This window comes from Pseudomonas sp. Ga0074129 (genome assembly GCA_001465025.1).
Lineage (GTDB): Bacteria > Pseudomonadota > Gammaproteobacteria > Pseudomonadales > Pseudomonadaceae > Aquipseudomonas.
This window is the reverse complement of sequence record LNDO01000080.1, coordinates 14,699-37,621: the sequence shown is the minus strand read 5'-3', so window position 1 is coordinate 37,621 and position 22,923 is coordinate 14,699. Positions and strand designations below refer to the sequence as shown.

Annotated in this window: 23 protein-coding genes; 9 read left to right on the top strand and 14 right to left on the bottom strand. The window is 59.8% G+C overall.

The window, feature by feature from the left end; genetic code table 11:
* Positions 1 to 44: 44 nt before the first annotated feature.
* From AUK77_RS10960 to AUK77_RS10950, 3 genes are all read right to left on the bottom strand, one after another.
* Positions 45 to 407: a PilZ domain-containing protein gene (locus AUK77_RS10960; RefSeq protein WP_296129486.1), complete on the bottom strand. Its 363-nt coding sequence runs from the start codon at positions 405 to 407 to the stop codon at positions 45 to 47.
* 60 nt (positions 408 to 467) lie between these two features.
* On the bottom strand, positions 468 to 890 hold the full coding sequence (locus AUK77_RS10955) for a DUF4124 domain-containing protein (protein WP_296129483.1): 423 nt from the start codon (positions 888 to 890) through the stop codon (positions 468 to 470).
* A 66-nt stretch (positions 891 to 956) separates the two neighbouring features.
* The gene (locus AUK77_RS10950; RefSeq protein ID WP_296129481.1) at positions 957 to 1,331 is read right to left on the bottom strand and encodes a tetratricopeptide repeat protein; all 375 of its coding nucleotides are present in this window, start codon (positions 1,329 to 1,331) and stop codon (positions 957 to 959) included.
* A 149-nt stretch (positions 1,332 to 1,480) separates the two neighbouring features.
* Between AUK77_RS10950 and AUK77_RS10945 the strand changes: the two genes are divergently transcribed.
* Positions 1,481 to 2,278 carry a tetratricopeptide repeat protein gene (locus AUK77_RS10945; RefSeq protein WP_296129479.1) on the top strand — a complete coding sequence of 266 codons (798 nt, stop codon included), beginning with the start codon at positions 1,481 to 1,483 and terminating at the stop codon, positions 2,276 to 2,278.
* A gap of 92 nt (positions 2,279 to 2,370) precedes the next feature.
* On the top strand, positions 2,371 to 3,822 hold the full coding sequence (gene pyk / locus AUK77_RS10940; protein ID WP_296129478.1) for a pyruvate kinase: 1,452 nt from the start codon (positions 2,371 to 2,373) through the stop codon (positions 3,820 to 3,822).
* 238 nt (positions 3,823 to 4,060) lie between these two features.
* Here the strand turns inward: pyk and AUK77_RS10935 are convergent, their stop codons facing one another.
* Genes AUK77_RS10935 through AUK77_RS10925 form a run of 3 tightly spaced genes read right to left on the bottom strand, consistent with a single transcriptional unit; the run spans position 4,061 to position 6,937 of the window.
* A complete protein-coding gene (locus AUK77_RS10935) occupies positions 4,061 to 4,834 on the bottom strand; it encodes an enoyl-CoA hydratase (RefSeq protein ID WP_296129476.1) in 774 nt (257 codons plus the stop codon).
* 41 nt (positions 4,835 to 4,875) lie between these two features.
* Positions 4,876 to 5,817, bottom strand: a complete 942-nt coding sequence (locus AUK77_RS10930) for an iron-sulfur-binding ferredoxin reductase (RefSeq protein WP_296129473.1) — start codon at positions 5,815 to 5,817, stop codon at positions 4,876 to 4,878.
* Positions 5,810 to 6,937, bottom strand: a complete 1,128-nt coding sequence (locus AUK77_RS10925) for a GGDEF domain-containing protein (RefSeq protein ID WP_296129472.1) — start codon at positions 6,935 to 6,937, stop codon at positions 5,810 to 5,812. The genes AUK77_RS10930 and AUK77_RS10925 overlap by 8 nt, the downstream gene beginning before the upstream one ends.
* A 300-nt stretch (positions 6,938 to 7,237) precedes the next feature.
* Between AUK77_RS10925 and AUK77_RS10920 the strand changes: the two genes are divergently transcribed.
* Complete coding sequence (locus tag AUK77_RS10920; RefSeq protein ID WP_296129470.1) at positions 7,238 to 8,761, top strand: fumarate hydratase; 1,524 nt, start codon at positions 7,238 to 7,240, stop codon at positions 8,759 to 8,761.
* A 90-nt stretch (positions 8,762 to 8,851) separates the two neighbouring features.
* On the opposite strand, the gene AUK77_RS10915 is transcribed toward AUK77_RS10920, so the two are convergent.
* Positions 8,852 to 10,201 carry a hemolysin family protein gene (locus AUK77_RS10915; RefSeq protein WP_296129467.1) on the bottom strand — a complete coding sequence of 450 codons (1,350 nt, stop codon included), beginning with the start codon at positions 10,199 to 10,201 and terminating at the stop codon, positions 8,852 to 8,854.
* 948 nt (positions 10,202 to 11,149) lie between these two features.
* Between AUK77_RS10915 and AUK77_RS10910 the strand changes: the two genes are divergently transcribed.
* Positions 11,150 to 12,478, top strand: a complete 1,329-nt coding sequence (locus tag AUK77_RS10910; protein WP_296129464.1) for a beta-galactosidase — start codon at positions 11,150 to 11,152, stop codon at positions 12,476 to 12,478.
* Positions 12,479 to 12,541: 63 nt separating this feature from the next.
* Here the strand turns inward: AUK77_RS10910 and AUK77_RS10905 are convergent, their stop codons facing one another.
* Together AUK77_RS10905 and AUK77_RS10900 are read right to left on the bottom strand one after the other, a co-directional pair.
* Positions 12,542 to 12,883 (bottom strand): FKBP-type peptidyl-prolyl cis-trans isomerase, encoded by a 342-nt coding sequence (locus AUK77_RS10905; RefSeq protein WP_296129461.1) that lies wholly within the window; start codon positions 12,881 to 12,883, stop codon positions 12,542 to 12,544.
* Between the two features lie 49 nt (positions 12,884 to 12,932).
* Entirely contained in the window at positions 12,933 to 13,445 is a 513-nt protein-coding gene (locus AUK77_RS10900; RefSeq protein ID WP_296129460.1) for a MarR family transcriptional regulator, read from the bottom strand.
* Between the two features lie 95 nt (positions 13,446 to 13,540).
* On the opposite strand from AUK77_RS10900, the gene AUK77_RS10895 reads away from it, so the two are divergent.
* Complete coding sequence (locus AUK77_RS10895) at positions 13,541 to 14,410, top strand: EamA family transporter (RefSeq protein WP_296129457.1); 870 nt, start codon at positions 13,541 to 13,543, stop codon at positions 14,408 to 14,410.
* Between the two features lie 42 nt (positions 14,411 to 14,452).
* On the opposite strand, the gene AUK77_RS10890 is transcribed toward AUK77_RS10895, so the two are convergent.
* The 5 genes from AUK77_RS10890 to AUK77_RS10870 form a co-directional block, all read right to left on the bottom strand.
* Positions 14,453 to 16,717 (bottom strand): TonB-dependent receptor, encoded by a 2,265-nt coding sequence (locus tag AUK77_RS10890; RefSeq protein WP_296129454.1) that lies wholly within the window; start codon positions 16,715 to 16,717, stop codon positions 14,453 to 14,455.
* A gap of 114 nt (positions 16,718 to 16,831) precedes the next feature.
* Positions 16,832 to 17,200, bottom strand: a complete 369-nt coding sequence (locus AUK77_RS10885; RefSeq protein WP_296129452.1) for a DUF2946 domain-containing protein — start codon at positions 17,198 to 17,200, stop codon at positions 16,832 to 16,834.
* 135 nt (positions 17,201 to 17,335) lie between these two features.
* On the bottom strand, positions 17,336 to 17,641 hold the full coding sequence (locus AUK77_RS10880; RefSeq protein WP_108488900.1) for a ribbon-helix-helix domain-containing protein: 306 nt from the start codon (positions 17,639 to 17,641) through the stop codon (positions 17,336 to 17,338).
* 124 nt (positions 17,642 to 17,765) lie between these two features.
* On the bottom strand, positions 17,766 to 18,347 hold the full coding sequence (locus tag AUK77_RS10875) for a DJ-1/PfpI family protein (protein ID WP_296129449.1): 582 nt from the start codon (positions 18,345 to 18,347) through the stop codon (positions 17,766 to 17,768).
* A gap of 332 nt (positions 18,348 to 18,679) precedes the next feature.
* A complete protein-coding gene (locus tag AUK77_RS10870) occupies positions 18,680 to 19,093 on the bottom strand; it encodes a hypothetical protein (protein WP_296129446.1) in 414 nt (137 codons plus the stop codon).
* A 211-nt stretch (positions 19,094 to 19,304) separates the two neighbouring features.
* Here AUK77_RS10870 and AUK77_RS10865 point away from each other — a divergent pair, with 211 nt between their 5' ends.
* From AUK77_RS10865 to AUK77_RS10850, 4 genes are read left to right on the top strand one after another with little or no spacing between them, the layout of a single operon-like run.
* Complete coding sequence (locus AUK77_RS10865) at positions 19,305 to 19,994, top strand: thermostable hemolysin (protein ID WP_296129444.1); 690 nt, start codon at positions 19,305 to 19,307, stop codon at positions 19,992 to 19,994.
* Entirely contained in the window at positions 19,978 to 21,450 is a 1,473-nt protein-coding gene (locus tag AUK77_RS10860) for an AMP-binding protein (RefSeq protein ID WP_296129441.1), read from the top strand. The genes AUK77_RS10865 and AUK77_RS10860 overlap by 17 nt, the downstream gene beginning before the upstream one ends.
* Entirely contained in the window at positions 21,450 to 22,103 is a 654-nt protein-coding gene (locus AUK77_RS10855) for an iron-containing redox enzyme family protein (RefSeq protein WP_296129439.1), read from the top strand. Before AUK77_RS10860 ends, AUK77_RS10855 begins: the two co-directional genes overlap by 1 nt.
* 17 nt (positions 22,104 to 22,120) lie before the next feature.
* Positions 22,121 to 22,912: an SDR family oxidoreductase gene (locus AUK77_RS10850; RefSeq protein ID WP_296129436.1), complete on the top strand. Its 792-nt coding sequence runs from the start codon at positions 22,121 to 22,123 to the stop codon at positions 22,910 to 22,912.
* Positions 22,913 to 22,923: the final 11 nt, after the last annotated feature.

Here is a 22,923-nt window from a genome sequence, read left to right as displayed (position 1 = left end):
CGCCTACTTGGCGGTTTTTTTGTGGATTGATTTCACACAACGCACTAAGCAGAAGCGGCCATCGGCCTAAAACTGAAGTAATGGCGCAATGCATCGACCATCTGCGCATAGTCGGCAGGCGGCGACACCAGAGAGAAACCCGAATCAAAGTAGCCAGGCGTAACGTCTTCACGGCACCAGTGACAGGTGGCGGAGAAGTCAATGTAATGCAGCGTTTCATGGCCCGGAATTTTCAGGCGCATATCAAAGCGAGCGTCGACCAGCAGCGGCAACTGGCTGATCAGCAGCAACCCATCCAGCGAGACATTACCGATGTAGCCCATGGGCTTGTCAGTGATGCGATTGAACACCTTCAGGTAGTAAGGCAGTTGATGGCGCTCAATGCTGCGCTGAACATAGTTGTGCATAGTGGCAAATCGCTATAGATGTCCATTGAGTATGGCCTCACTACTGCGCTTTAACCAGATTTAGGCACAGCGCTCCGTCACCTGACGTTGCAGTTGCTGACGGGCGGTATCCACTTGCTGGTCACTGTAATAGCTACGCTCGCCAGTTTCGTCGGTTCGGTAATAACTGTAACCCTCAGGAATATTCGCAAGACGGCGACGTAAGTCCTGACACTCTGCCGCACGCTTGGCTTGACGCTCTTGCGCCTGAGCAGACGCGTGCGCCTGCTCTTCACGGCGCGCATCATAAAAACGACTGGTGCGCTCTTCACGCTCGCGGGTCTGCTGATCACGCTCAACAACCTGCGGGCGGACTTCAACCCTCTCAGCACCACTGGCAGCGGGTCGCTGGCCAAAATGAACCTGGCCGTTGGCATCGGTCCAGCGATAAATCTCGGCAGTAGCCAAACCCGGCAACACTAACAAACACAACCAAAAGCGCATGGAGTCCCTCCCATTACCAATCAATACCGGCAAGCATAGCCGCCCACATACTTGTGCAGCCAGCCATCACGGCTTGACTGGCGTAACCTTGACGGCCGCATCACCAGCTGCGTGCCCCAGTTGGCGTAGGGTTTCCATGCGGGCGCGGGCGCGATAGGCATATTCACTGGCCGGGTAATGAGTCACGATAAACTGGTACGTCTGCAACGCATCGACGAATAAAGCCTGTCGCTCTAGGCATTGGCCGCGCAATAGCGAGATTTCGGGCTGCATGTAACGGCGCAAACGGCTATTACGCTCAGCCTTGGAGAGCAATAAAATCACTGTTTCACACTCGCCGCGCTCATACGCCTCATAGGCATGATCGAGCTGACGATCAAATGAATAACGATTACAACCCGCCAGTAAGACCACAACACACACAGCTAATACGATGCGCATAAACCCCTCCTTTGATGGCCAATGTATCGACTGGACATGAAAATTCTGCAGGCACATATCCTCCGATGGGTATTGCTGCACCTTGCTTGGTCTCGCTGCAGCGCAATGACTAGACTGGCAAGCATCGGCCCATGCGCCCCGGAGTTGTCATGTACGCACCGTCCCGCCTGCTATTGCTGCTTTGCCCGCTTCTTCTGAGCGCCTGCTCGCCCACCACACCGCTGTTTATTGCGCAGATCACGACCCAAGAAATCGTTGAGTACAAGACACTTAAGAACAACCGCATGCTGGCAGCCATTGAGGATGAAGGCGATTTGCTGACTTACAGCGCGCAAGCCATCCGCGATGCCAAAAGCGAACAGGCTGAACAACTGTACCTGACCGGATACCGTGACGAAAAACTCAGCGATGAAGTCCGTGCCATTTCGCTGTACCAAATTGGCCTGCTGTACATGAACCGCTTCAACGAGCAGCGCGATGACAACAAAGCGCTCAATTACTTTTATCAGGTGCTCAACCAGTTTCCCGCAAGCCGCGCGGCAGAACGTGCCGAAGCCCGTATCGTGCTGATTCGTGAACGCGAATTTGAGCCTGTGCATAAAACCTCACAAGAACTCCTGGCTCACTGGAAACCCGATCAGCAGTTTGACCTGTACAAACCCAGTCTTGATCAGGACATGACCCTGCTCTCACGCCGTGCCGTATTGAAAAACCGCGTCGATGAAGCCGAAGAGCTTTACCTCTTGGCGCTGAGCGACCCGGGGATTCCTGCCGATATCAAAGAGAAGGCGCTGTACCAACTGGGCCTGATGTACATGGCCGCTGATAATCCGCAGGCCAATCGTGAAAAAGCCATCACTTACCTGCGTCGCTTGCTGGTGCAATACCCCAACAGCGAGTTACGTAATAAGGCAGCACGGCATCTGGACCAGGCGCTCAATCGTTAGAAACCACGAAGTAGAAAGTAGTGCAGAGGAACAATGACTACAGGGTTGCGGCATAGTAGCCTCGTGCACAGATGCCAATCAGGAGCCTGTGCATGACCTTTCGCCGCACCAAAATCGTCGCCACCCTCGGCCCCGCCAGCAACAGTCCCGAGGTGCTTGAACAACTGATCATCGCGGGCCTGGATGTTGCCCGCTTGAACTTCTCCCATGGCACGCCTGACGAGCACAAAGCGCGCGCCGCGCTGGTGCGCGAGTTAGCCGCCAAACATGGCCGCCACGTGGCCCTGCTGGGCGACCTGCAAGGCCCGAAAATCCGCATCGCCAAATTCGCCAACAAACGCATTGAACTCAAGCTGGGCGACCGCTTCACCTTCTCCACCAGCCATCCGTTGACTGCCGGTACGCAAGACATCGTCGGCATCGACTACCCGGACCTGGTCAAGGATTGCGGCGTCGGTGACGAACTGCTGCTCGACGACGGCCGTGTGGTTATGCGGGTGGTGGAAGCCACCGCTGATGCCCTGCACTGCGAGGTGATCATCGGCGGCCCGTTGTCCGACCACAAAGGCATAAATCGTCGTGGCGGAGGCCTGACGGCGCCGGCGCTGACAGAGAAAGACAAAGTCGATATTAAGCTCGCTGCCGAGATGCAGTTGGATTACCTGGCGGTGTCCTTCCCACGTGATGCCGACGATATGCATTACGCGCGAAAATTGCGCGATGAAGCCGGCGGCACCGCCTGGCTGGTGGCCAAGATCGAACGCGCCGAAGCGGTGGCCGACGACGAAACCCTCGACGGTTTGATCCGCGCCAGCGACGCCGTGATGGTCGCTCGTGGCGATCTGGGCGTGGAAATCGGCGACGCCGAGCTGTGCGGCATTCAGAAGAAAATCATCCTGCACGCCCGCCGCCATAACAAGGCGGTGATCACGGCCACGCAGATGATGGAGTCGATGATCCAGAACCCGATGCCGACCCGCGCCGAAGTTTCTGACGTGGCCAACGCCGTGCTCGACTACACCGATGCCGTGATGCTCTCCGCCGAGAGCGCCGCTGGCGCTTACCCGCTGGAAGCAGTGCAAGCCATGGCACGTATTTGCCTCGGCGCGGAAAAGCACCCCACCAGTAAAAAATCCAGCCACCGTATGGGCACCGAGTTCGAGCGCTGCGACGAAAGCATCGCCCTGGCCGCCATGTACACCGCCAATCACTTCCCAGGTGTGAAGGCGATCATTGCGCTGACCGAAAGTGGCTACACCCCGCTGATCATGTCGCGCATCCGCTCTTCCGTGCCGATTTTCGCCTTCTCTCCGCACCGCGAAACCCAGGCACGTGCAGCCATGTTCCGTGGCGTCTACACCGTGCCGTTCGATCCAGCCGCCCTGCAACCGGCCGAGGTCAGCCAAGCGGCTGTGGACGAGTTGCTCAAGCGTGGCGTGGTGCAAGCCGGTGATTGGGTGATCCTGACCAAGGGCGACAGCTACCACACCATCGGCGGCACCAACACCCTGAAGTTGCTGCATGTCGGTGAAGCGCTGGTGTAACACTGCGCTGCAATGCAAAAGGCCGCTCATTTAAGGCCAGTGAGCGGCCTTTTTTGTAACCCGGATGAAATCCGGGAGAAGGTCAAACGGCTTATACCGGCCTCGCAGATTCCAGCTTTTTACATGCAGATGGCTGCTCAATCGGCGAAAGGATGAAACTTTATTTATACGGATGACACTTTATTTTCATCCCACATTTACATAGGGCGCGCGATACGCGCACCGGCATTCTCGTCCCTTAAGCGAACTTACTGAAATCCGGCGTGCGCCGCTGCATAAAGGCAGTCAGCGCCTCGATGGCTTCTGGCGAGCGCAGGCGCTGACCGAATAGCGCGCCCTCCTCTTCGATCACCCGACGCAACTCTTCGCGGCCCGGCGCGCGCATCAGGCGCTTGCTGTCTGCCACTGCGGCTGGTGCCAGTTGCTGAAAGCGCAGCGCCATCTCACGGGCCTTGCTCAGGGTTTCAGCACCGCTGTTCAGCGCTTCGTTGGCAATGCCCCAGGCAGTCGCCTGCTCGCCCGTAAAGCGTTGCCCGAGCAGCAGCAACTCAGCAGCGCGGGCATGGCCCAACAGGCGCGGCAGAATGAGGCTGCTGCCGTACTCGGGGCACAGACCGAGGTTAACGAAGGGCATTTTCAACACCGCATCACGGCTCACATAAACCAGATCGCAATGCAGCAGCATGGTTGTGCCGATGCCCACAGCTGGGCCATTGACCGCCGCCACAACCGGTTTGCTGAACTCAAACAGCGCCTGCATAAACTGGAACACTTCGCTGTTCAGCCCGGTTGGCGGCGCCTGGATAAAGTCGGCCACATCATTGCCGCTGGTAAAACAGCTATCGCCACCGGTAATCAGCACGGCACGCACGCTTTTATCTTGATCGGCCTGCACCAGCACCTCGGCCATGCCGCTGTACATGGCGCGGGTCAGGGCATTCTTTTTGTCGGGCCGGTGCATACACAGGGTCAGTAACCCCTGCTCGCGCTCGATCTGCAGGTGTTCGCTCATCATGATTCCTCGCGGCAGGCCTTCCGCGCGCGAAAAAGGACTCAGCGCGCGTGAGGCAAAAAAACGTCGGCAAAAACCTGATTACGCGGCACACCCAGCAAGAACAGGCGGCGCGCGAAGGTTTCTACGTTCTCAGGGTGGCCGCAGAGTAAGGCGATGGTCTGCCGTGAAACAAGGCGCAGTTCGGCCAAAGCAGCCGACAGCTCGGCCGCCAGTACCCACTCGACCTGGAGTTGTGCATGCTCGCTCGCCAGCGCGTTGAGCGCATCGGCCAGATAGTGTTCAGCCGGTTCGCGGGCAACATGCAACAGCCGAATCGCGCCCTGATGCCCCTGACGCAGGGCCTCACGCAATACGCCATACAACGGCGCAAGCCCGGTGCCTGAGGCCAATAACCAGAGAGGGCGACTGTGCCAGTCGGCGTCGTACTGCAAAGCCCGGCCTTGCAACGCCCCTAGGTGCAAGGTATCGCCCACCTGAAAAGTACGCGCCGCGCTGACAAATGCGCCTGAGTGCCGGCAGTCAATGTGCAGCTCCACCCACGGCGCTTCGCCCGGAATACTGGCCAACGAATAGGGGCGTGCAACACCACTCGGCGTCCACACTTGAATCGACTGCCCGGCGCTGTAACGCAGAGGTCGCTGTGGGATCAGGCGTAAACGCAGCACATGCGGACTCAACCAGTCATGGCTATGAATCACAGCAGCCACACCATCACGCTGTGGGTCAAACACCTCGACTTGCACATCGGCAACAACCTGACACTGGCAGGCCAGCCGCCACCCCTGCTCGCGTTGTTGTGCACCCAACGCTTCAGGCTTGGCATCCAGCAACTCACCCGCCACACAACGCACCATGCAGGCATGGCAGCTGCCCGCGCGGCAGCTGTACGGCACGGCAACGCCCGCATTGAGCAGGTTATCCAACAGGTTACTGGCAGCCGCCACAGGCAGCTGTTGCCCGGCCACGTGTACGTCAGGCATCCACATCTTCCCAGGTGGCAGCGCAGCGGTTACGGCCATTTCGCTTGGCCTGATAAAGCGCCTGATCGGCGCGGTGCAACGCTTCATCCAAGTCATCATCGGCGCTTAGCAGGGTCAAGCCGATCGACACACTCAGGTTGGACACCTGCAAACCCAGCGGTTCGGAACGGCTGAACGCCTCACGCAGACGTTCGCAACAGGCGGTGAACTGGTCGGCGTCAGTGTTGGGCAGCAACAAAACAAACTCTTCACCGCCATAGCGCGCCACCACATCCCCATCACGCAAGCACGCGCGGGCAACCGCCGCAAACGTCTGCAACACCCGATCACCCGCCGCGTGGCCGTGAAGATCATTGATTGATTTGAAGTGGTCCAAGTCCAGCAGTGCCAGACCGTGCTGACGCCCCTTACGAAGACTCTCCAGTTCACGCCCAGCTAAGCGCAGGAAATGCCGACGATTGAACAAACCGGTTAGCTCATCGGTGGCCGCCAAGTCTTCCAACTGGCGCATCATTCCGCGCAGGGTGTCCTGATGCGCTTGCAGGGCAAAGCGGCGCTGGCGCATACGCTGACGCATGGTTTGCGCATAACTGCCAAACAGGCACAGCCAGAACAACACTGCCGCCAACACACTGACCTGCATAAACGCGATGCGCGGATCGCTCAGTTGCAGGGTGTGGGCTTCGTAGAGATTAAGCCCGGCGAAGGCAAAAAAGGCCATGAGGGCGCAACGAGCAAAGACCCTGGGCGGGAGCTGAAACACGCCAAACAAGAGGATCAGCATATACAGCACCAGCATGGTGCCGCGCCCCTCGCTGAGGATGGCCATCAGCACCGTCTGCCACGCCAGCGCCACAATGACCTGAGGCTCGGTCAGGCTGGGATCGGCAAAACGCAGATTGATATCACTGAGAAACAAACCGAGAAAAATCAGCTGACTGATAACCACCAACGCCGAGACAACAAAAGCCGTCTGCAGGCTGATGGGCAACAGCCCAGCAAAGAAGCCTAACCAACACAGTAATCCCGTCAGCGCATACGTCGCCGCAGCCATGCCGAAACGCTTGCGCAGCAGGCTTTGCAGTGACCGCTGAATACCCCTTCGGCTGTCTAGGCTCATGGGTGTATGGGCTCCGTCCCATGCTGGCGTAAAGCCGCCACTCTACGCCTGTGATCACATATTGCCTAGGGTCATGCGGGTGGCCTGAGACGCGCGCGTTTATCGACCTACTAAATCGATAAGCGACCTTGGTCGAACCCCGCAGCGGTGTGCGCCTGCCGGTGTGCGCGGTATACTGTCGCGCCTTTTTATCTTGTGCTTTGGCCTTGCCCTTAGACCTTGATAGCCCTGCGCCGGGAATGCCCCAGCGTTCTGAGAAGTTCCTGCCCTACTCCTGCCCTAGAAAAAGGAGCGCCCAGCATGACCGTGATCAAGCAAGACGACCTGATCCAGAGCGTCGCCGACGCCCTGCAGTTCATCTCCTATTACCACCCCGTGGATTTTATCCAGGCCATGCACGAGGCCTACCTGCGCGAAGAATCGCCAGCGGCCAAAGACTCCATGGCGCAGATTCTGATTAACTCGCGCATGTGTGCCACTGGCCACCGCCCGATTTGTCAGGACACCGGCATCGTCACCGTGTTCGTCAAAGTCGGCATGGACGTACGCTGGGACGGCGCGACCATGAGCGTTGACGACATGATCAACGAAGGCGTGCGCCGCGCTTACAACCTGCCGGAAAACGTCCTGCGCGCCTCGATCCTCGCCGACCCAGCTGGCGCGCGGAAGAACACCAAGGACAACACCCCGGCCGTAATCCACTACTCCATCGTCCCCGGCGACAAGGTGGAAGTGGACGTCGCAGCCAAAGGTGGCGGCTCCGAAAACAAATCGAAGATGGCCATGCTCAACCCGTCCGACTCCATCGTCGACTGGGTGCTAAAAACCGTTCCCACCATGGGCGCTGGCTGGTGCCCACCGGGCATGCTCGGCATTGGCATCGGCGGCACGGCCGAGAAGGCTGCGGTCATGGCCAAGGAAGTGCTGATGGAGCACATTGACATCCATGAGCTGAAAGCACGCGGCCCGCAGAACAAGATCGAGGAAATGCGCCTCGAACTGTTCGAAAAAGTTAACCAACTGGGCATCGGCGCCCAGGGCCTGGGTGGCCTGACCACCGTGCTCGACGTGAAGATCATGGACTACCCGACCCACGCCGCTAGCCTGCCGGTGTGCATGATCCCCAACTGCGCCGCCACCCGTCATGCGCACTTCGTGCTCGATGGCAGCGGCCCGGCCGAGCTGGAAGCGCCGGATCTGTCTGCCTACCCAGAAATCGTCTGGGAAGCCGGCCCGAGCGCACGCCGCGTCGACCTCGACACCCTGACCCCGGAAGACGTGCAAAGCTGGCAGCCGGGTGAAACCGTCCTGCTCAACGGCAAGATGCTCACCGGCCGCGACGCCGCGCACAAACGCATGGTCGACATGCTGAACAAAGGCGAAGAACTGCCGGTCGATCTGAAAGGCCGCTTCATTTATTACGTCGGCCCGGTTGATCCAGTGCGTGAAGAAGTCGTCGGCCCAGCCGGCCCGACCACCGCTACGCGGATGGACAAGTTCACCCGACAGATCCTTGAAAGCACCGGCCTGCTGGGCATGATCGGCAAGTCCGAGCGCGGCCCGATTGCCATCGAAGCGATCAAAGACAATAAAGCCGTGTACCTCATGGCCGTGGGCGGCGCTGCTTATCTGGTTGCTCAGGCGATCAAGAAATCGCGCGTGGTGGCCTTCGCCGAACTGGGTATGGAAGCCATCTACGAGTTCGACGTGAAAGACATGCCTGTCACAGTGGCGGTCGACACCAAGGGCGAGTCAGTGCACATCACCGGCCCGGCCATCTGGCAGCAAAAGATCCACGACAGCCTGGCGGTCGAGATCAAGTAAGCACCGTTGAAAAACAAAAACCCGGCTTTGCGCCGGGTTTTCTGTTTATGGCGCGCCGGATTGCATATCCGACGCAGAGGTCACTGCCAATCAGCGGTGACTGGCCGCCTCGTGATCATCCGCTTCAATTGCTGCGGCATCCGACTCGGATTCGTCGGAGATATCCACCGGAGTCGCCAGCACCTTGTCGATGCGCTTGCCATCCATATCAACAACTTCAAACATCCAGCCGTCCCACTGGACACGGTCACTGGTTGAAGGCACGCGCCCAAGCAGCAACATGAACATGCCTGACACGGTGTGATAACGACCCTTGTCTTCCTCAGGTACTGTTTTCAACACAAGGCGATCTTTCATTTCCGGAATCGGGATCGCACCGTCGAGCAACCAGGAGCCGTCGTGCCGTTGCACAGCCCATGAGTCCTCCGCGTTATTAGGCGTGAACTCACCGGTAACGGCTTCAAGAACGTCTTGCAGCGTAACGATGCCTTCAAGCTCGCCGTACTCATCGATGACAAATGCCATTTGCATACCGCTGGCGCGGAATTGTTCGAGCAACTCCATGCCGGTCAGCGTTTCCGGTACAAACACACAGGGTTGCAGTTGCTCGGTAAAGTCCGGTTTTTCACCTTTGGCCAGACAGGCGAAGGCCTTCTTGGCGTGAATAACGCCCAGCAGATTATCCAAGCCGCCGTCGCACACGGGGAACCGCGAATGCTCGGATTCAATCATGGCTTGAATGTTGTCTTCAGATGCTTTGCGCACGTCGACAAACACCAGATCAGAACGTGGGATCATCAATGAGCCCAACTGCCGGTCATCAAGGCGGAATACGTTCCTTACCATCGCGTGTTGATGCTGCTCGATCACACCAGACTCGGAGCCTTCCTCGAGCATGGCGTGAATTTCTTCTTCTGTGACGCCGGAATTATTGATTTGGCGAACACCCATGATTCGCAAAATGGTGTGGGTAGACCAGGTCAGCAACATGACAAACGGACGCGTCATAAATGACAAGGTCACCATCGGTCGTGCAACCAGGCGCGCAATGGCCTCCGGGTTGAGCTGACCGATACGTTTGGGAACCAACTCACCGATCACGATCGACACATAGGTGATGACAATAACCACACCAGCAGTCGCGGCAATGCCTGCGGTACTGGCGGGTACACCTTGGGCCTGCAACCAGATGGCCAAAGGACCGGCAAGCACAGCCTCACCGACGATACCGTTCAAGATACCAATCGACGTGATACCAATCTGAATCGTTGATAGAAACTTGGTAGGGTCTTCTGCCAGTTTCAATGCGATCGCTGCGGCCGAATCACCATCCGCTGCAAACTTCATCAAACGAGCCTTTCTGGCTGCGACCAGAGCGATTTCTGACATGGCAAATAAGCCATTCAGAACAATCAACAGAGCCAGCGCGAAAAATTCCAACTTAATCTCCTGCGTGCATCAAAAGTGCACATTCTGCTATCCACGCAATGCCATTCGAAGACAGTGCAACATCAATCAGGCATGCCTTAAACACGATATGGTTTTGACCAAACGGTAGCTGCCTGCTCAAGCGGCCGCTTGAGGCGAATAATTGCCCGCCCAAAAAACAGACGCAGGCGTGACGTAGCGAATCAACCTGATGAGGCTCGACGCTTGGGCTGGACTATAACGGGGGGATGCAGCGGAACGCGGAGGAGAGAAGCAACTGCTGGACATAGGCATTCTTCGACAGTGCAAATGCTTGCTGTTGAAGTGACTACTGGGGGGTTCCTGAAAGGTTGTCATACACAGGGTTTCAAAAGTACGGGGCAACATATTAAGGCCGAAGTTGCACTCGTATGAAGCCATTTTTTAACAATTTTTGTTGCGCTCTAAACCCGGCCATGGCCCAGCCGCCGAAGCCGTTCAAGCCTTCACGAGAGGCCTGACACCTTTGTTCAGTGCAACGGATATCTCAAAACGGTGAAATGTACGGCCCGACAAGCCGTACATGCGACATCCCATCAAGGGCGTATCTGGCAAACAAAGCGATGAGCCAACGGGACTGATACGCCATGTCGCAGGCTCTAGATGAGCCTTGGCTGATCTCCCGCGCCTAGAACTACAAATGCCCGTTAATCCTTGGTTTGCCGTGCCATCTTAGGCATTTCAGGCAACACGCCTCATCTGAACTACAAGCCCAAACAGGGCCGCCATCCGCGCAGGTTGTTTCTGACACAGAGGGCAAACAGCCATATATAGCGACAATTTATTGACCATAAAAAACGACATTAAACCGTCAGTCATACCGATATAGCCCTTTATCGCGCCGGCCACTTACCGGCTATGGGCATGGTTTCAAAGCGCCTAGGCTGGGCCTTTCATGCACCAGTAACTGGGAGAGCAGCCATGTCAAACCTACTTTGTAATGCCCTGCAACGCCTCACTGCCATCGGCCTCTTCGCCCTGCTGACGTGCAACTTGGCCAATGCAGCACCGTCACATTCAATGAAAGGGCCGCGCCCGGTGATCTGGTCCGATTTTCTGGGCATGAATGCGCAACTGCCGTGGTTTCCGGAAAATACCTATCGCCAGCAAATCAGCAAACTCAAGGAACTGAACCTGCACTGGGTGCGTTTAGGGCTGCACTGGGATCGACTGGAGCCAAGTCCGGGGCAATGGCAACTGCATGAGCTGGACCGGCTGATGCAAGTCATGAGCGATGAACAACTCAAACCTTTGGTGTATCTGGTTGGCTCAGCCCCCTTTGCCTCTTCAGCGCCCAACGGCGTGAGCAATGCGGATCAATACCCGCCCATCAATGCGCAACTGTTTGCCAGCAGCTTCAGCTACCTGGCCAACCGTTACCCGCAAGTGAGCGCCTGGCAGGTGTGGAACGAGCAAAACATCCCATCGTTCTGGCAACCCGCCGAAGACCCAGCGCACTACCGCAACCTACTGGAAACCAGCTTGCAGCAACTCAGCAGCACGCAACCCACAGCAACACAGGTGATTGGCGGGCATGCTTACTACAGCCAAATGCCATTGCGTGGTGGTTTGATGCTGGAGGCGTTGCTGCAACAAGGCAGCCTCAAACCAGATCGTGTCACGGCCTACCATCCCTACACCCAGACGCCCGAGGGTGATGTACCCGCCAGCGGTGACTTTCTCAGCAATGCAGGCACGCTCAATCAGCACCTACGCCGCAATGGTAGTGGGCCGATTTGGGCAACCGAGTTTGGCTGGTCGAGCTATGCCGGGCCCGTGGAAATGCAGCCGATCATCGGCGAACTGGGCCAAGCCGACTACATGCTGCGCCGCCTGGCCCTGATGAGCGCGATGGACTTCGACAAGGTGTTTCTCTTTACCCTGAGCGACCTGGACGCGCGGGCCACCGTGCGTGATCGCAGTTACGGTTTATTGCGCTTGGATGGCAGCGAAAAACCGGCTTACGGTGCGCTCAAGCGCCTGCTGCAGATTACCGGACCACAGCTAACGCCTCTTACCCCACCGGCATTCGCCAACGCGCCCCAAGGCATGATCAGCATCGCCTGGCAGCGCTCCGATGGCCGCTGGCTATGGCTGTTCTGGGCGCAAGAAGCGGGCACGGTACGCCTCTTACGCAACGGCCAAGGCACCTTGCATAACCCCCTGCACGGCACCGAGCAGAGCGTGCGCGCCACGGGTGGCGGCATCACCGTAAACGTCAGCCGTGAACTGCAAATTTTACTGCTCTAGAGGATGCCACCCGTGCGACCGAGGGCTGCACGGGTGGCGAGTGGGCGCATTGGCGACGCGCCCTCAGTCGTCGCGCGTCAGCACTTCCAGCAACTCAATCTCGAAGATCAGGTTGGAATGCGGCGTGATATGCGCACCGAACTGACGTTCGCCGTAGCCCAGATGCGAGGGCACGAAGAGTTTGCGCTTGCCGCCGACCTTCATGCCCATCAGCCCCTGATCCCAACCCTTGATGACCCGGCCGGTGCCGATCACGCATTGGAACGGCTTACCGCGCACGAGCGAGGAGTCGAACAGCGTGCCGTCCTCCAACCAGCCCTGGTACTGGGTGGTGATCAACGCCCCCTTGACCACCGCTTTGCCATCACCCACCTGCAGGTCTTCGATTACCAACTCGTTACTCATCACTCACCTCACTTTGCGTCGCCTGCTCGGGCGTGGACGTATTGAACATTCATGCAACCGGCGGTTCCAGCAGCGCCAGCAACGCGGCCAACTGCGCTTCCAATTCCGCGTATTGTGCCGGGGCCAGCGGGGCCACCAGACGCGCCAGGTTATCGACATGTGCGGTCACTGCTCGGTCGATCAACGCCAGGCCGGCCGGCGTCAACTGCACCAGCATGCTCCGGGCATCATGGGGGTTGGCCACACGGCTGACCCAGCCGGCGGCTTCCAGTTGCTGCAGCTGCCGGGTCATGGTGCCGGAGGTGATCATCAACGCCGAATACAGTGCAGTCGGGGCCAAACAATGGGGCTCACCCGCACGGCGCAAGGTGGCCAGCACATCGAACTGCCAAGCGCTCAGCCCAAAGGTGCTGAATACCGCATCCAGCTCGCGGCGTAGCAAGGCGGCGCAACGGCCCAGCCGGCCAATCACGCCCATTGGGCTGACATCCAGATCAGGCCGCTCACGCTGCCATTGTTGAAGAATGGCATCGACGGCATCCAGCGGGCGCACTTCGGTCATGCTGACACTCCAATTTTTATCTTGAATTCAAGACAAGTCGATATTAGCCTCGTATTTTATCTTGAATGCAAGACAACTGCATGGAGTGCGTTGCCATGAATAACACGTGGCTGAATGTGTTGATGACCGCGTTGGCCCCGGCCATCTGGGGGTCGACCTACATCGTCACCACCGAACTGCTGCCGCCGGATCGTCCCTTTACGGCGGCGCTGCTGCGTGCGTTGCCGGCGGGCTTGCTGTTGGTGCTGTACAGCCGTTACTGGCCGGCACGCCGAGACTGGCCGCGCCTGCTGGTTCTGGCGGCATTGAATATTGGCTTCTTTCAGGCGTTGTTGTTTGTCGCGGCTTACCGCTTGCCGGGCGGTCTGGCGGCGGTGGTCGGGGCGATTCAACCGCTGCTGATGATGGGGCTGGTGTGGTCGCTGGATCATCAACGGCCGGCCAGCGCCGCCGTAGTGGCCAGTGTGGTGGGCATTGCCGGGATGGCCGCGCTGCTGTTGGCACCGGGCGCCCGCTGGGACCTGATCGGCATTGTCGCCGCCTTTGTCGGCACCGCCTGCATGGCCAGTGGCACCTACCTGACGCGGCGCTGGCAATTGTCGCCGCCTCTGCTGGCGTTTACCGGCTGGCAGTTGTTGCTGGGCGGCCTGTTGCTGCTGCCGCTGGCCTACTGGATAGACCCACCTCTGCCCACGCTCAGCCCACAGCACTGGTTGGGCTATGCCTACCTGTGCGTGTTCGGCGCGCTGCTGGCGTATGGCCTGTGGTTTCGCGGCATTGCCCGCCTGGCACCGGTGGCGGTGTCGTCGCTGGGCTTACTCAGCCCGTTGGTGGCGGTGTTGCTGGGTTGGTTGTTACTCGATCAGCGACTGACCGGGATCGCACTGCTGGGCTTGGTGGCGGTGCTGGGCAGCATCCTCACTGTGCAATGGGCCAGCCGTGCACCGGCCCGCGCCCATACCTGAACCGGCAGGGCGCAGCACCCGCGGGCGCTGCACCCTCGCGCGTTAAAAGCGCAGGCTAAAGCCGGTGTAGAACGAGCGGCCCATGCCCGGCACCGCCGTGCCCCAAGGAATGCCATTCATCGACATGGTGCGGCCCTGCGCGGTGTAAGCGCCGCCGGTTGGCAGGTAATAGAACTTGTCGGCCAGGTTCTCCACGCCCACATCCACCCGCAGGTTGTCCCAGCTGTGGCTCAACCGCAGGTTGAACAGGCTGTAGCCCGCCGTCTGGATTTCATTGCGCACCGTCGAACCATCGTTTTTGGCTTGAACGCTGACCATTTCCAGGCTGTTGCTCCAGCCACCCTGTTGTTGCGTCAGGGACAGCGTGGTGTTGAGCGGCATGATGTTGTAGAGCGCATCGCCCGTGTCACGGTTTTTGCCGTTGCTGTAATTCACCACCGCCTGCACGCCCCACTGCCCCAAGTCATTGCGCAGCAGCGGCATACGCCCGGCCACATCGACGCCATAAATGCGCGCGGACTGGTTGCTGTACTGCAGCACGTTGAACTGGTCAGCAACGACCGTTTGGCCTGGCAGGGCCTGCGCATCGATGAAGTCGTTGATGTAGGTGTAGAACGGCGTGACCTTAAGCTCATGACGGCGATCTTCGCTGTGCCAGTCCAGTGTGACCGAAGCGATGTGCGCGGCTTCCGGCTTGAGGTCGACATCGCCGACATAACCGTTACCGTCGCCGACAAAGTTATTCATGGTCGCAGCCATGGCCCAGGTGGACCAGGTGTAACGCTCATACAGATTGGGCGAGCGCACCTTGCGCGCCACACCGAACTCAAGGTCGAGATGGGCGTCATGGTTGTAACGGGCCAGGGCGGTCAGGTCGATGTTGTGGTCACGCTGGCTGCGATCACGGGCATTGAAGGCGGCCGAATCACGGCGCTGATTGTTCAGCATCATGCCCATGCCGTTGGTATCGGCGTAGCCTTTTACCTCGCCGGCATCGGTGGCGACGTGCTCATAGCGCAGACCGAGCAAGGTCAGCCAGGCGGGGTTGATCTGCCGCTCCCACTCGCCAAAGACGCCGATGCGGTCACGCTCACCGTCGTTGATGTTCTCAAAGGTGCCGGGCCACATGCCGCCACCGGAGGCCGGCCAGTAGTCATTCAAACGGTAGCGCTGGTATTCGCTGCCGATGCGCAGCAGATCATGTTCGGTCAACTCGACCGTGGCCTTGAGGTTAAGGCCCAGGGTTTTGCCTTCACTCTCCATCGGCATACCGGCGGCGCAGGTGGCGCTGATCGGGCTGCAGGCACTGCCCGCCCCGGAAGCACTGCCATACCAGAAGCGCTTGTCCGGACCGAAGTCCATCTTGTGCTCGACCTGTTCGTGATACAGCTGCGTTTCAAGACGGCCCCACTCGAACTGCGCGGTATGGCGCAGGTTGATGCGTTGCTGACTGTTGTCAGTCATGTCCATGCGCTGGTTGGGGAACAGTTCTTGCGGCACCTGCTGATAGCCCAAGGTCAGCGCCAGCACGTCCTCACCCAGCTTGTAGGCCATGCCCAACTCATGGTCACGGCGCTCGAAGGCACTGGACGCCACTTCATCCAGCGCCGCGCCCTCTCCCACCCGCCCCGTGGCGGTGCTGTCTTTAAAGTCAGACCCGGCCATGTAGTTGTTGGCCTTGCTGTAACTGCCGCTGTAACGGATGTGGAACACCTCGCTGGCGTGCATCACCGAGGCATTGCCGCCGCGTGCGTCGTTATTACTGCGCCAGAAACCACCCACCTCACCTTGATTAAGGCTCTCGGCTCCGGCCTCAGCGAAAACCGGCTCCTGACTCTGCGCCACGATGGTGCCGCCAATGCTGTCACCGCCCAAGCTGACCGGAGTAATCCCGGCCAACACCTGCAACTTGCCCAGGTTGCTGGGGGCCACGTAAGACAAGGCCGGGTTCATATGGTTGGGGCAGGAGGCGATCAGGTCCATGCCATCGACCTTGATGCGCAAACGGTCATTACTCAGGCCGCGAATGGCCGGCAGGCTGGAAAAACCACCCGCGCCGTTAAGGCTCACGCCCGGCACATCGCGCAGCAGTGAAGCGGTATCAGAGGTTGCCGGAATCAGGCTGCTGATGCGCTCGGCGCTGGGCTGCTCGGTGGCTTCAACCGGGGACTGGCCTTGCACAAGGGTATCGGGCAATTGCAGGTATTCGGCCTGGGCTTTCGGGCTGACTTCAGCGGCAACTGCCAGGGCCAGCGGGCTCATCAAACTGATAAGGGCAACAGAACGGGCGTAACGAGGTGCAGACATAGGTAAAAATCCTGTCAGGCAATGCATTCACAGCAGCGCCCGCACCTTGCATAGGCATAGGCGCGGTGACGCTGAATCAAAAAGCAAGGTGAAACACACGCTGAAAAACGTGTGTCAGGCCTGACGAGGCGGTGCGCGCGATTGCGCACCGGGGAAGACACCGCCCGGCGGTAACGCGGGATCAGCGAAGGGAGAAACGGCGGGGGCTGCCACCACGCGCGGCGGCGCAAATGGCGAGGTGTTGAATAATGCCGGCGATGACAACAGGAGTGTGCAATAGCCGCATTTGGCCCACTCATCGGCATGCGCCTGCGGCATGTCGGACGCTTTATGGTCGCCGCACGCCAGCTCGTCGAGCCACTGCCAGTCCGTGGACGACTGCCCCAACGCCAACCCCTGCCCCAGCAAAGGCCCGAGCAGCAACAGGCACATGGCCGCAAGGCCAAGCCAGTTACCGAAGCGGTGGGAGTGTTTAGGCAACACAGGAAATACCCGAGCAAAGGGGGCGCGATAATAGCCGGAACCGCCACCGCGCAGGCCGCCTGAGGCAAACCGACGCAGCGAACAGATTGACCGCGCTATTAGAGCCGTGTCGCTCGGACGCGACACTGATCCAGGTCAGCCGCGTAACACACTCAAGCGCGCCGGGCTTTGCGCAACCGATGGCCGCTGACTCAAATACCGCGTGCAACTGACGCGCAAAAACGACGCGAAATTAACCACCTCACCGCGATAGTCCATGACCTCGTCATACAGCTTGGTGATCAGCTGATTGGTGGTCATGCCATCGACTTCGGCAATCTCGCGCAGGATGTCCCAAAACTGATTTTCCAGACGCAGGGTGGTGACCACGCCGCGAATCCGCAGCGAGCGGGCACGGGACTCATACAGAATCGGATCGGCTTTGACATACAGCTCGCACATGGCGGCTCCTCAATGACAGGGGCCTGCAAGCAGGCCCTCATACATACGTAGCCCGGATGCAATCCGGGACCCTAACGTGCAGGCGCTCCCGGACTTCATCCGGGCTACGGTCTTGCCCAAAGGTTTACAGCGTGATCTGCGTACCCAGCAGGCCGAGAAACGCCGCCAGCCAGTTGGGATGCGCCGGCCAGGCTGGGGCCGTCACCAAATTACCTTGAACATGCGCCTGATCCACGGCGATGTCGATATAGCGCCCGCCCGCCAGCGTCACTTCCGGGCCGCAGGCAGGATAAGCGCTGCACTCACGCCCCTTCAGCACGCCGGCTGCCGCGAGCAATTGCGCGCCATGACAGACCGCGGCAATCGGTTTACCGGCGTGATCGAACGCCTGCACCAGCGCCAGCACCTGCGCATTCAGGCGCAAGTACTCCGGGGCGCGGCCACCGGGAATGAGCAGCGCGTCGTAATCGTCGGCCTTTACCTGAGCAAAATCGAAATTCAAGGCAAAGTTATGCCCCGGCTTTTCGCTGTAGGTTTGCTCGCCTTCAAAATCATGGATGGCGGTGCGCACCGTCTGCCCGGCGGTTTTTTCCGGGCACACGGCGTGCACCTGATGCCCTACCATCAGCAATGCCTGAAACGGCACCATCACTTCGTAGTCTTCGACGTAGTCGCCGACCAGCATGAGAATCTTCTTCGCCGCCATGTGCCTGCTCCTTGAATGAACTGAGAAGGCCACAGTCTGCTGCCGATACAGCGGTCGCGGGTAATAGCCCGGTACTACAACGCAGATGGGTTGATCGACGGTCAGTGGTAGATACGATTGAGGAGCAAAGCGACGAAGCGCAACGAGACCTGTCACAACCCGTTGGGCTTCGCTGCGCTCAACGCCAACCTACCGGCGCATAGCCGCGATGAACCGGTTTATTCCAGCACGTAGGTTGGGTTGAGGAGCAAAGCGACGAAGCCCAACAAGACCTGTCACGACCCGTTGGGCTTCGCGGTGTTCAACGCCGGCTACAGCCGCGCTGGGCTGGCTTACTCCAGCACTTCCTCGTCACGTAGTAGCACGTAGGTGCAGCCGGTGTCGTCTTCCAGGTAGTCGTGCACATAGAACATCACAACTTCACCCTCGCCAGACTGAGCCGCCACGTAATCACCGATATCGACGGTGAAGTGATCAGTGCTGCCCGGCTTGGCTTCGCTCTCAATGCGCGCGTTGACGAACAACTCGGGCGCGCTTTCGCCGAAATAATCTTCGCGCTCCGCCGCGTCCCAATCCGCCGGTGCTTCGAAGGGGCCGCAGAACAGCACCTTGGCATCACCCAGATCCACTTCCTCAGCCTCAGGGTCTTGCTCATCGGCGCGGTACACGGTGCAGTCCTGCGCGTCAGGGTGTTGCAGGATGGCCCGACGGGCCGCCAGTTGTTGCTCAGTATCCATAGTGGGCATAACGATCTCCGAGCGTAGGCGCTTAAGGTCAGGACAAATCCCACCCGCAGTCAGGTTGCAGGCAGGCCCCAGCAGGCTAGGGGCTGTTGCGGTTGCAGCGCAAGCGATGAAATGCCAACGACGACGGCGATACGGATTTTTTTGCGACTTAATTTGCGGTTAAGCCTGCAGGCAGACACTCACACCCATGTTCACAAATGAGGTTCCTACCATGGAGCTGCCTTGGGTGTATTCAGACACTGCGCTTGCACAGATCGGTCGCGAACAGCCGTTCAACCTGTATCTGGCCAATCGGCAAAGCCCGCGTCGCGCTGCTATTGAAGCCTTTATCAGCGAGCGCTTCGCCGTCCATCACCGGGCGCATATCCGCCACTTCATGCCCAGCCTATTGAGCCTGGAAGATGGCAGCGGCCAGTTGCTGGGGGCCGTGGGTTTGCGCAGCGCGGCCGGTGCGCCGTTGTTTCTGGAGCGCTACCTACAACAGCCGGTGGAACAGGTGATCACCGCCAAACAGGGCGCGCAAACCGCACAACGCGCGCAGTTGGTCGAGGTTGGCAACCTGGCCGCCGCCAGCCCGGGTGCCGCGCGCCTGCTGATTGTGGCGCTGACGGATCTGCTGGTGGCGCTGGGTTATCGCTGGGTCTGCTTTACCGGCACCTTGGCTTTGCTCAACAGCTTTCAGCGCTTGGGCCTGACGCCTGTGGCGCTGGGCGCGGCCAACCCCGAATGCCTGGGCGATGAACAAGCCGACTGGGGCACTTACTACGACAACCGGCCACAGGTCATGGCCGGCGACATTTATGCCGGGCACCAGCGCCTGCTGCAACTGGGTGCTTACCCGCGCCTCGCCCATCAGGCTTTTTATGCTCTGGAGGACATGCCCCATGTGGCCTGCAGCTGATCGCTTTTTCGCCAGCCTGAGCGCCTTTGGCAACGCCGCGGCGTTGCGTGAAAACGAGCGCCAATTGAGCTACAGCCAACTGCTGCAAGAGGTCGACCAGCGCAGCAAGCAGCTGCTCGATCTCGGCGCACAGCGCGTCGCATTGGCGCTGGATAACGGCATTGACTGGGTGCTCTGGGACCTCGCTGTGCTGCATGCCGGGCTGGTCTGCGTGCCGCTGCCCGGCTTCTTTTCCAGCAGCCAGCAAGCGCACGTGCTGGACAGCGCTGGCATTGACTGCCTGATCGGCCCGACCAGCCCGCTGTATGACGCACTGGGTTTCAGCCCCAGCAGCGCTGGCCTTCAACAACGACCACGGGCGCAAGTCAGCGAACTGCCCGCCGGCACCTGCAAGATCACCTACACCTCGGGCACCACCGGGCAACCCAAAGGAGTGTGCCTGGACAGCGCCACGCAACTGGCCGTAGCGCAGAGCCTGGTGCAAGCCAGCGCCAGCTGCGCGGTCGAACGTCACCTGTGCGTGCTGCCCTTGGCCACGCTGCTGGAGAACATCGCCGGGGTCTATGCCCCGCTGCTGGCCGGTGCACAGGTTGAATTAATGCCGATGGCGCAGATCGGCCTGCTCGGTGCCAGCCAGTTTGACCTGCCGCGCTTTTTGGCCGCGCTGGCTCAGGCTCAGCCCAACAGCCTGATCCTGCTGCCGCAGTTGCTGCTGGCACTGGTCAGCGCCGCCGAACGTCGCTTGCCCCTGCCGAACAGCCTGCGTTTTATCGCCGTCGGCGGTGGCCGCGTCGCCAGCCAATTGCTGCAACGTGCCGAGGCGTTGGGCTTACCCGTCTTTGAGGGTTACGGCCTCTCTGAATGCGCTTCGGTGGTGTGCCTGAACACCCCGGAAAACCGCCGCATCGGCAGCGTTGGCCAACCTTTGCCGCACCTGCAGGTAAGCCTGGGGGCAGACGGCGAAGTGCTGGTCAAAGGCCCGCGTTTGCTCGGTTACCTGGGCGAGCCAAGCCCGGCAGAAGAATGGCTGGGCACCGGTGATCTGGGCCATTTCGACGGCCCGTTTCTGGTGCTGCACGGGCGCAAGAAGCACCAGTTCATCACCGCCTTTGGCCGCAACGTCAACCCGGAATGGGTCGAGGCCGAACTGGTTCAGCAACTGCCCATCGCCCAGGCCTGGCTGCACGGCGAAGCCCTGCCGGGCAACGTGGCGGTGCTGGTGCCGCGCTTCCCGAACACCCCTGACAGCCAATTGGCCGAAGCCGTGGCGACGGCCAACCAAGCCCTGCCCGACTACGCCCGCGTGCACCACTGGCTGCGCGCCGAACAGCCCTTCAGCAGCGCCAACACGCTGGCCACCAGCAACGGCCGGCTGCGCCGCACCGCCCTGTTTAACCACTACCAACACGCCATCGAACAAGTGATGACGACCGAACCCTGCTACGGAGATGCCTGATGAGCTTCTATGAATCCCTGCTCGAACAAACCAGCGCTGAACGCAACTACCTGCTCGGCGCCCCGATCATTGCCCAGGCCATGGCCGGCACCGTCAGCCTGAACAGCTACGTGGCCTTTCTCACCGAGGCCTATCACCACGTCAAACACACCGTGCCGCTGCTGATGGCTTGTGGCGCACGCCTGCCGGAGCGACTGGAGTGGCTGCGCGAGGCAATTGCCGAATACATCGACGAAGAAAAGGGCCACCAGGAATGGGTACTCAACGACATCGCCGCCTGCGGTGCCGACAAAGAAGCCGTGCGCAACGGCCTGCCGCACCTGTCGACCGAATTGATGGTCAGCTACGTGTATGACCGCATCGCGCGGCATAACCCGGTGAGTTTCTTCGGCATGGTCAACGTACTGGAAGGCACCAGCATCGCCCTCGCCACCCAGGTGGCGGGGGTGATTCAGGACAAGCTGCAACTGCCGAACAAGGCCTTCAGCTACCTCAGTTCCCACGGCAGCCTTGACCTGGAGCACATCGAGTTCTTCAAGAAACTGATGAACCAGTTAGACAACGACGATGACAAAGCGGCCGTGGTGCACACCGCCAAGGTGGTCTACCGCCTGTACGGCGATATGTTCCGCAGCCTGCCCCTGAGCACGTGAGTACCTGAGGACACCCTATGAAAATTTCTGAATGCCGCGCCGTCATCACCGGGGCCAGTGGCGGGATTGGCCAAGCGCTGGTCAGCGCCTTGCTCGCCGAAGGGGCGCAATTGCTCTTGGTCGGCCGTCAAAGCGCCGCTTTGCAAGCGCTGGCCCAGACGCACAGCGGCAACGTGGCCATCGTAGCCGCCGATATTCGTCAAACCAGCGGACGTGAAGACGTGTTGGCGGCGGCGCAGCGCTTTGGCGGCATCAATACGCTGATCAACGCCGCCGGGGTCAATCACTTCGGCTTGCTGGAGCAGCATGAAGAAAGCGCCATCGCCGAACTGATTGAACTCAACGTCACCGCCACCCTGCAACTGACCCATCGCCTGCTGCCGCTGCTGCGTCAGCAGGGCCGGGCGCTGGTGGTCAATCTCGGGTCGACCTTCGGCTCCATCGGCTACCCCGGTTTCACCGCGTATTGCGCCAGCAAATTTGCCCTGCGCGGTTTCTCCGAAGCCCTGCGCCGCGAGTTGGCGGACACACCCATGAAGGTTATTTACTTCGCCCCCCGCGCCACCCGCACCAGCATGAACAGCAGCGCCGTGGTGAACATGAACGACCAGCTCAAGGTCAGCATGGACGACCCGCACACCGTCGCCGCACAACTGCTGGCCACCCTGCGCCGCGAGGACGAAGAGCGCTACCTCGGCTGGCCAGAACAACTCTTCGTGCGGCTCAACAGCCTGCTGCCACGTGTGGTTGATCAAGCCCTGCGCAAACAACTGCCAATCATCCTGCGCTTTGCGCGCAACAAAGCCTGAGAGGACACCCC

Bases quoted from the DNA above. Each gene is read 5' to 3' on its own strand.
- AUK77_RS10960 (WP_296129486.1), bottom strand. From the start codon at position 407: ATGCACAACTATGTTCAGCGCAGCATTGAGCGCCATCAACTGCCTTAC.
- AUK77_RS10955 (WP_296129483.1), bottom strand. From the start codon at position 890: ATGCGCTTTTGGTTGTGTTTGTTAGTGTTGCCGGGTTTGGCTACTGCC.
- AUK77_RS10950 (WP_296129481.1), bottom strand. From the start codon at position 1,331: ATGCGCATCGTATTAGCTGTGTGTGTTGTGGTCTTACTGGCGGGTTGT.
- AUK77_RS10945 (WP_296129479.1), top strand. From the start codon at position 1,481: ATGTACGCACCGTCCCGCCTGCTATTGCTGCTTTGCCCGCTTCTTCTG.
- pyk (WP_296129478.1), top strand. From the start codon at position 2,371: ATGACCTTTCGCCGCACCAAAATCGTCGCCACCCTCGGCCCCGCCAGC.
- AUK77_RS10935 (WP_296129476.1), bottom strand. From the start codon at position 4,834: ATGAGCGAACACCTGCAGATCGAGCGCGAGCAGGGGTTACTGACCCTG.
- AUK77_RS10930 (WP_296129473.1), bottom strand. From the start codon at position 5,817: ATGCCTGACGTACACGTGGCCGGGCAACAGCTGCCTGTGGCGGCTGCC.
- AUK77_RS10925 (WP_296129472.1), bottom strand. From the start codon at position 6,937: ATGAGCCTAGACAGCCGAAGGGGTATTCAGCGGTCACTGCAAAGCCTG.
- AUK77_RS10920 (WP_296129470.1), top strand. From the start codon at position 7,238: ATGACCGTGATCAAGCAAGACGACCTGATCCAGAGCGTCGCCGACGCC.
- AUK77_RS10910 (WP_296129464.1), top strand. From the start codon at position 11,150: ATGTCAAACCTACTTTGTAATGCCCTGCAACGCCTCACTGCCATCGGC.
- AUK77_RS10905 (WP_296129461.1), bottom strand. From the start codon at position 12,883: ATGAGTAACGAGTTGGTAATCGAAGACCTGCAGGTGGGTGATGGCAAA.
- AUK77_RS10900 (WP_296129460.1), bottom strand. From the start codon at position 13,445: ATGACCGAAGTGCGCCCGCTGGATGCCGTCGATGCCATTCTTCAACAA.
- AUK77_RS10895 (WP_296129457.1), top strand. From the start codon at position 13,541: ATGAATAACACGTGGCTGAATGTGTTGATGACCGCGTTGGCCCCGGCC.
- AUK77_RS10890 (WP_296129454.1), bottom strand. From the start codon at position 16,717: ATGTCTGCACCTCGTTACGCCCGTTCTGTTGCCCTTATCAGTTTGATG.
- AUK77_RS10880 (WP_108488900.1), bottom strand. From the start codon at position 17,641: ATGTGCGAGCTGTATGTCAAAGCCGATCCGATTCTGTATGAGTCCCGT.
- AUK77_RS10875 (WP_296129449.1), bottom strand. From the start codon at position 18,347: ATGGCGGCGAAGAAGATTCTCATGCTGGTCGGCGACTACGTCGAAGAC.
- AUK77_RS10870 (WP_296129446.1), bottom strand. From the start codon at position 19,093: ATGCCCACTATGGATACTGAGCAACAACTGGCGGCCCGTCGGGCCATC.
- AUK77_RS10865 (WP_296129444.1), top strand. From the start codon at position 19,305: ATGGAGCTGCCTTGGGTGTATTCAGACACTGCGCTTGCACAGATCGGT.
- AUK77_RS10860 (WP_296129441.1), top strand. From the start codon at position 19,978: ATGTGGCCTGCAGCTGATCGCTTTTTCGCCAGCCTGAGCGCCTTTGGC.
- AUK77_RS10855 (WP_296129439.1), top strand. From the start codon at position 21,450: ATGAGCTTCTATGAATCCCTGCTCGAACAAACCAGCGCTGAACGCAAC.
- AUK77_RS10850 (WP_296129436.1), top strand. From the start codon at position 22,121: ATGAAAATTTCTGAATGCCGCGCCGTCATCACCGGGGCCAGTGGCGGG.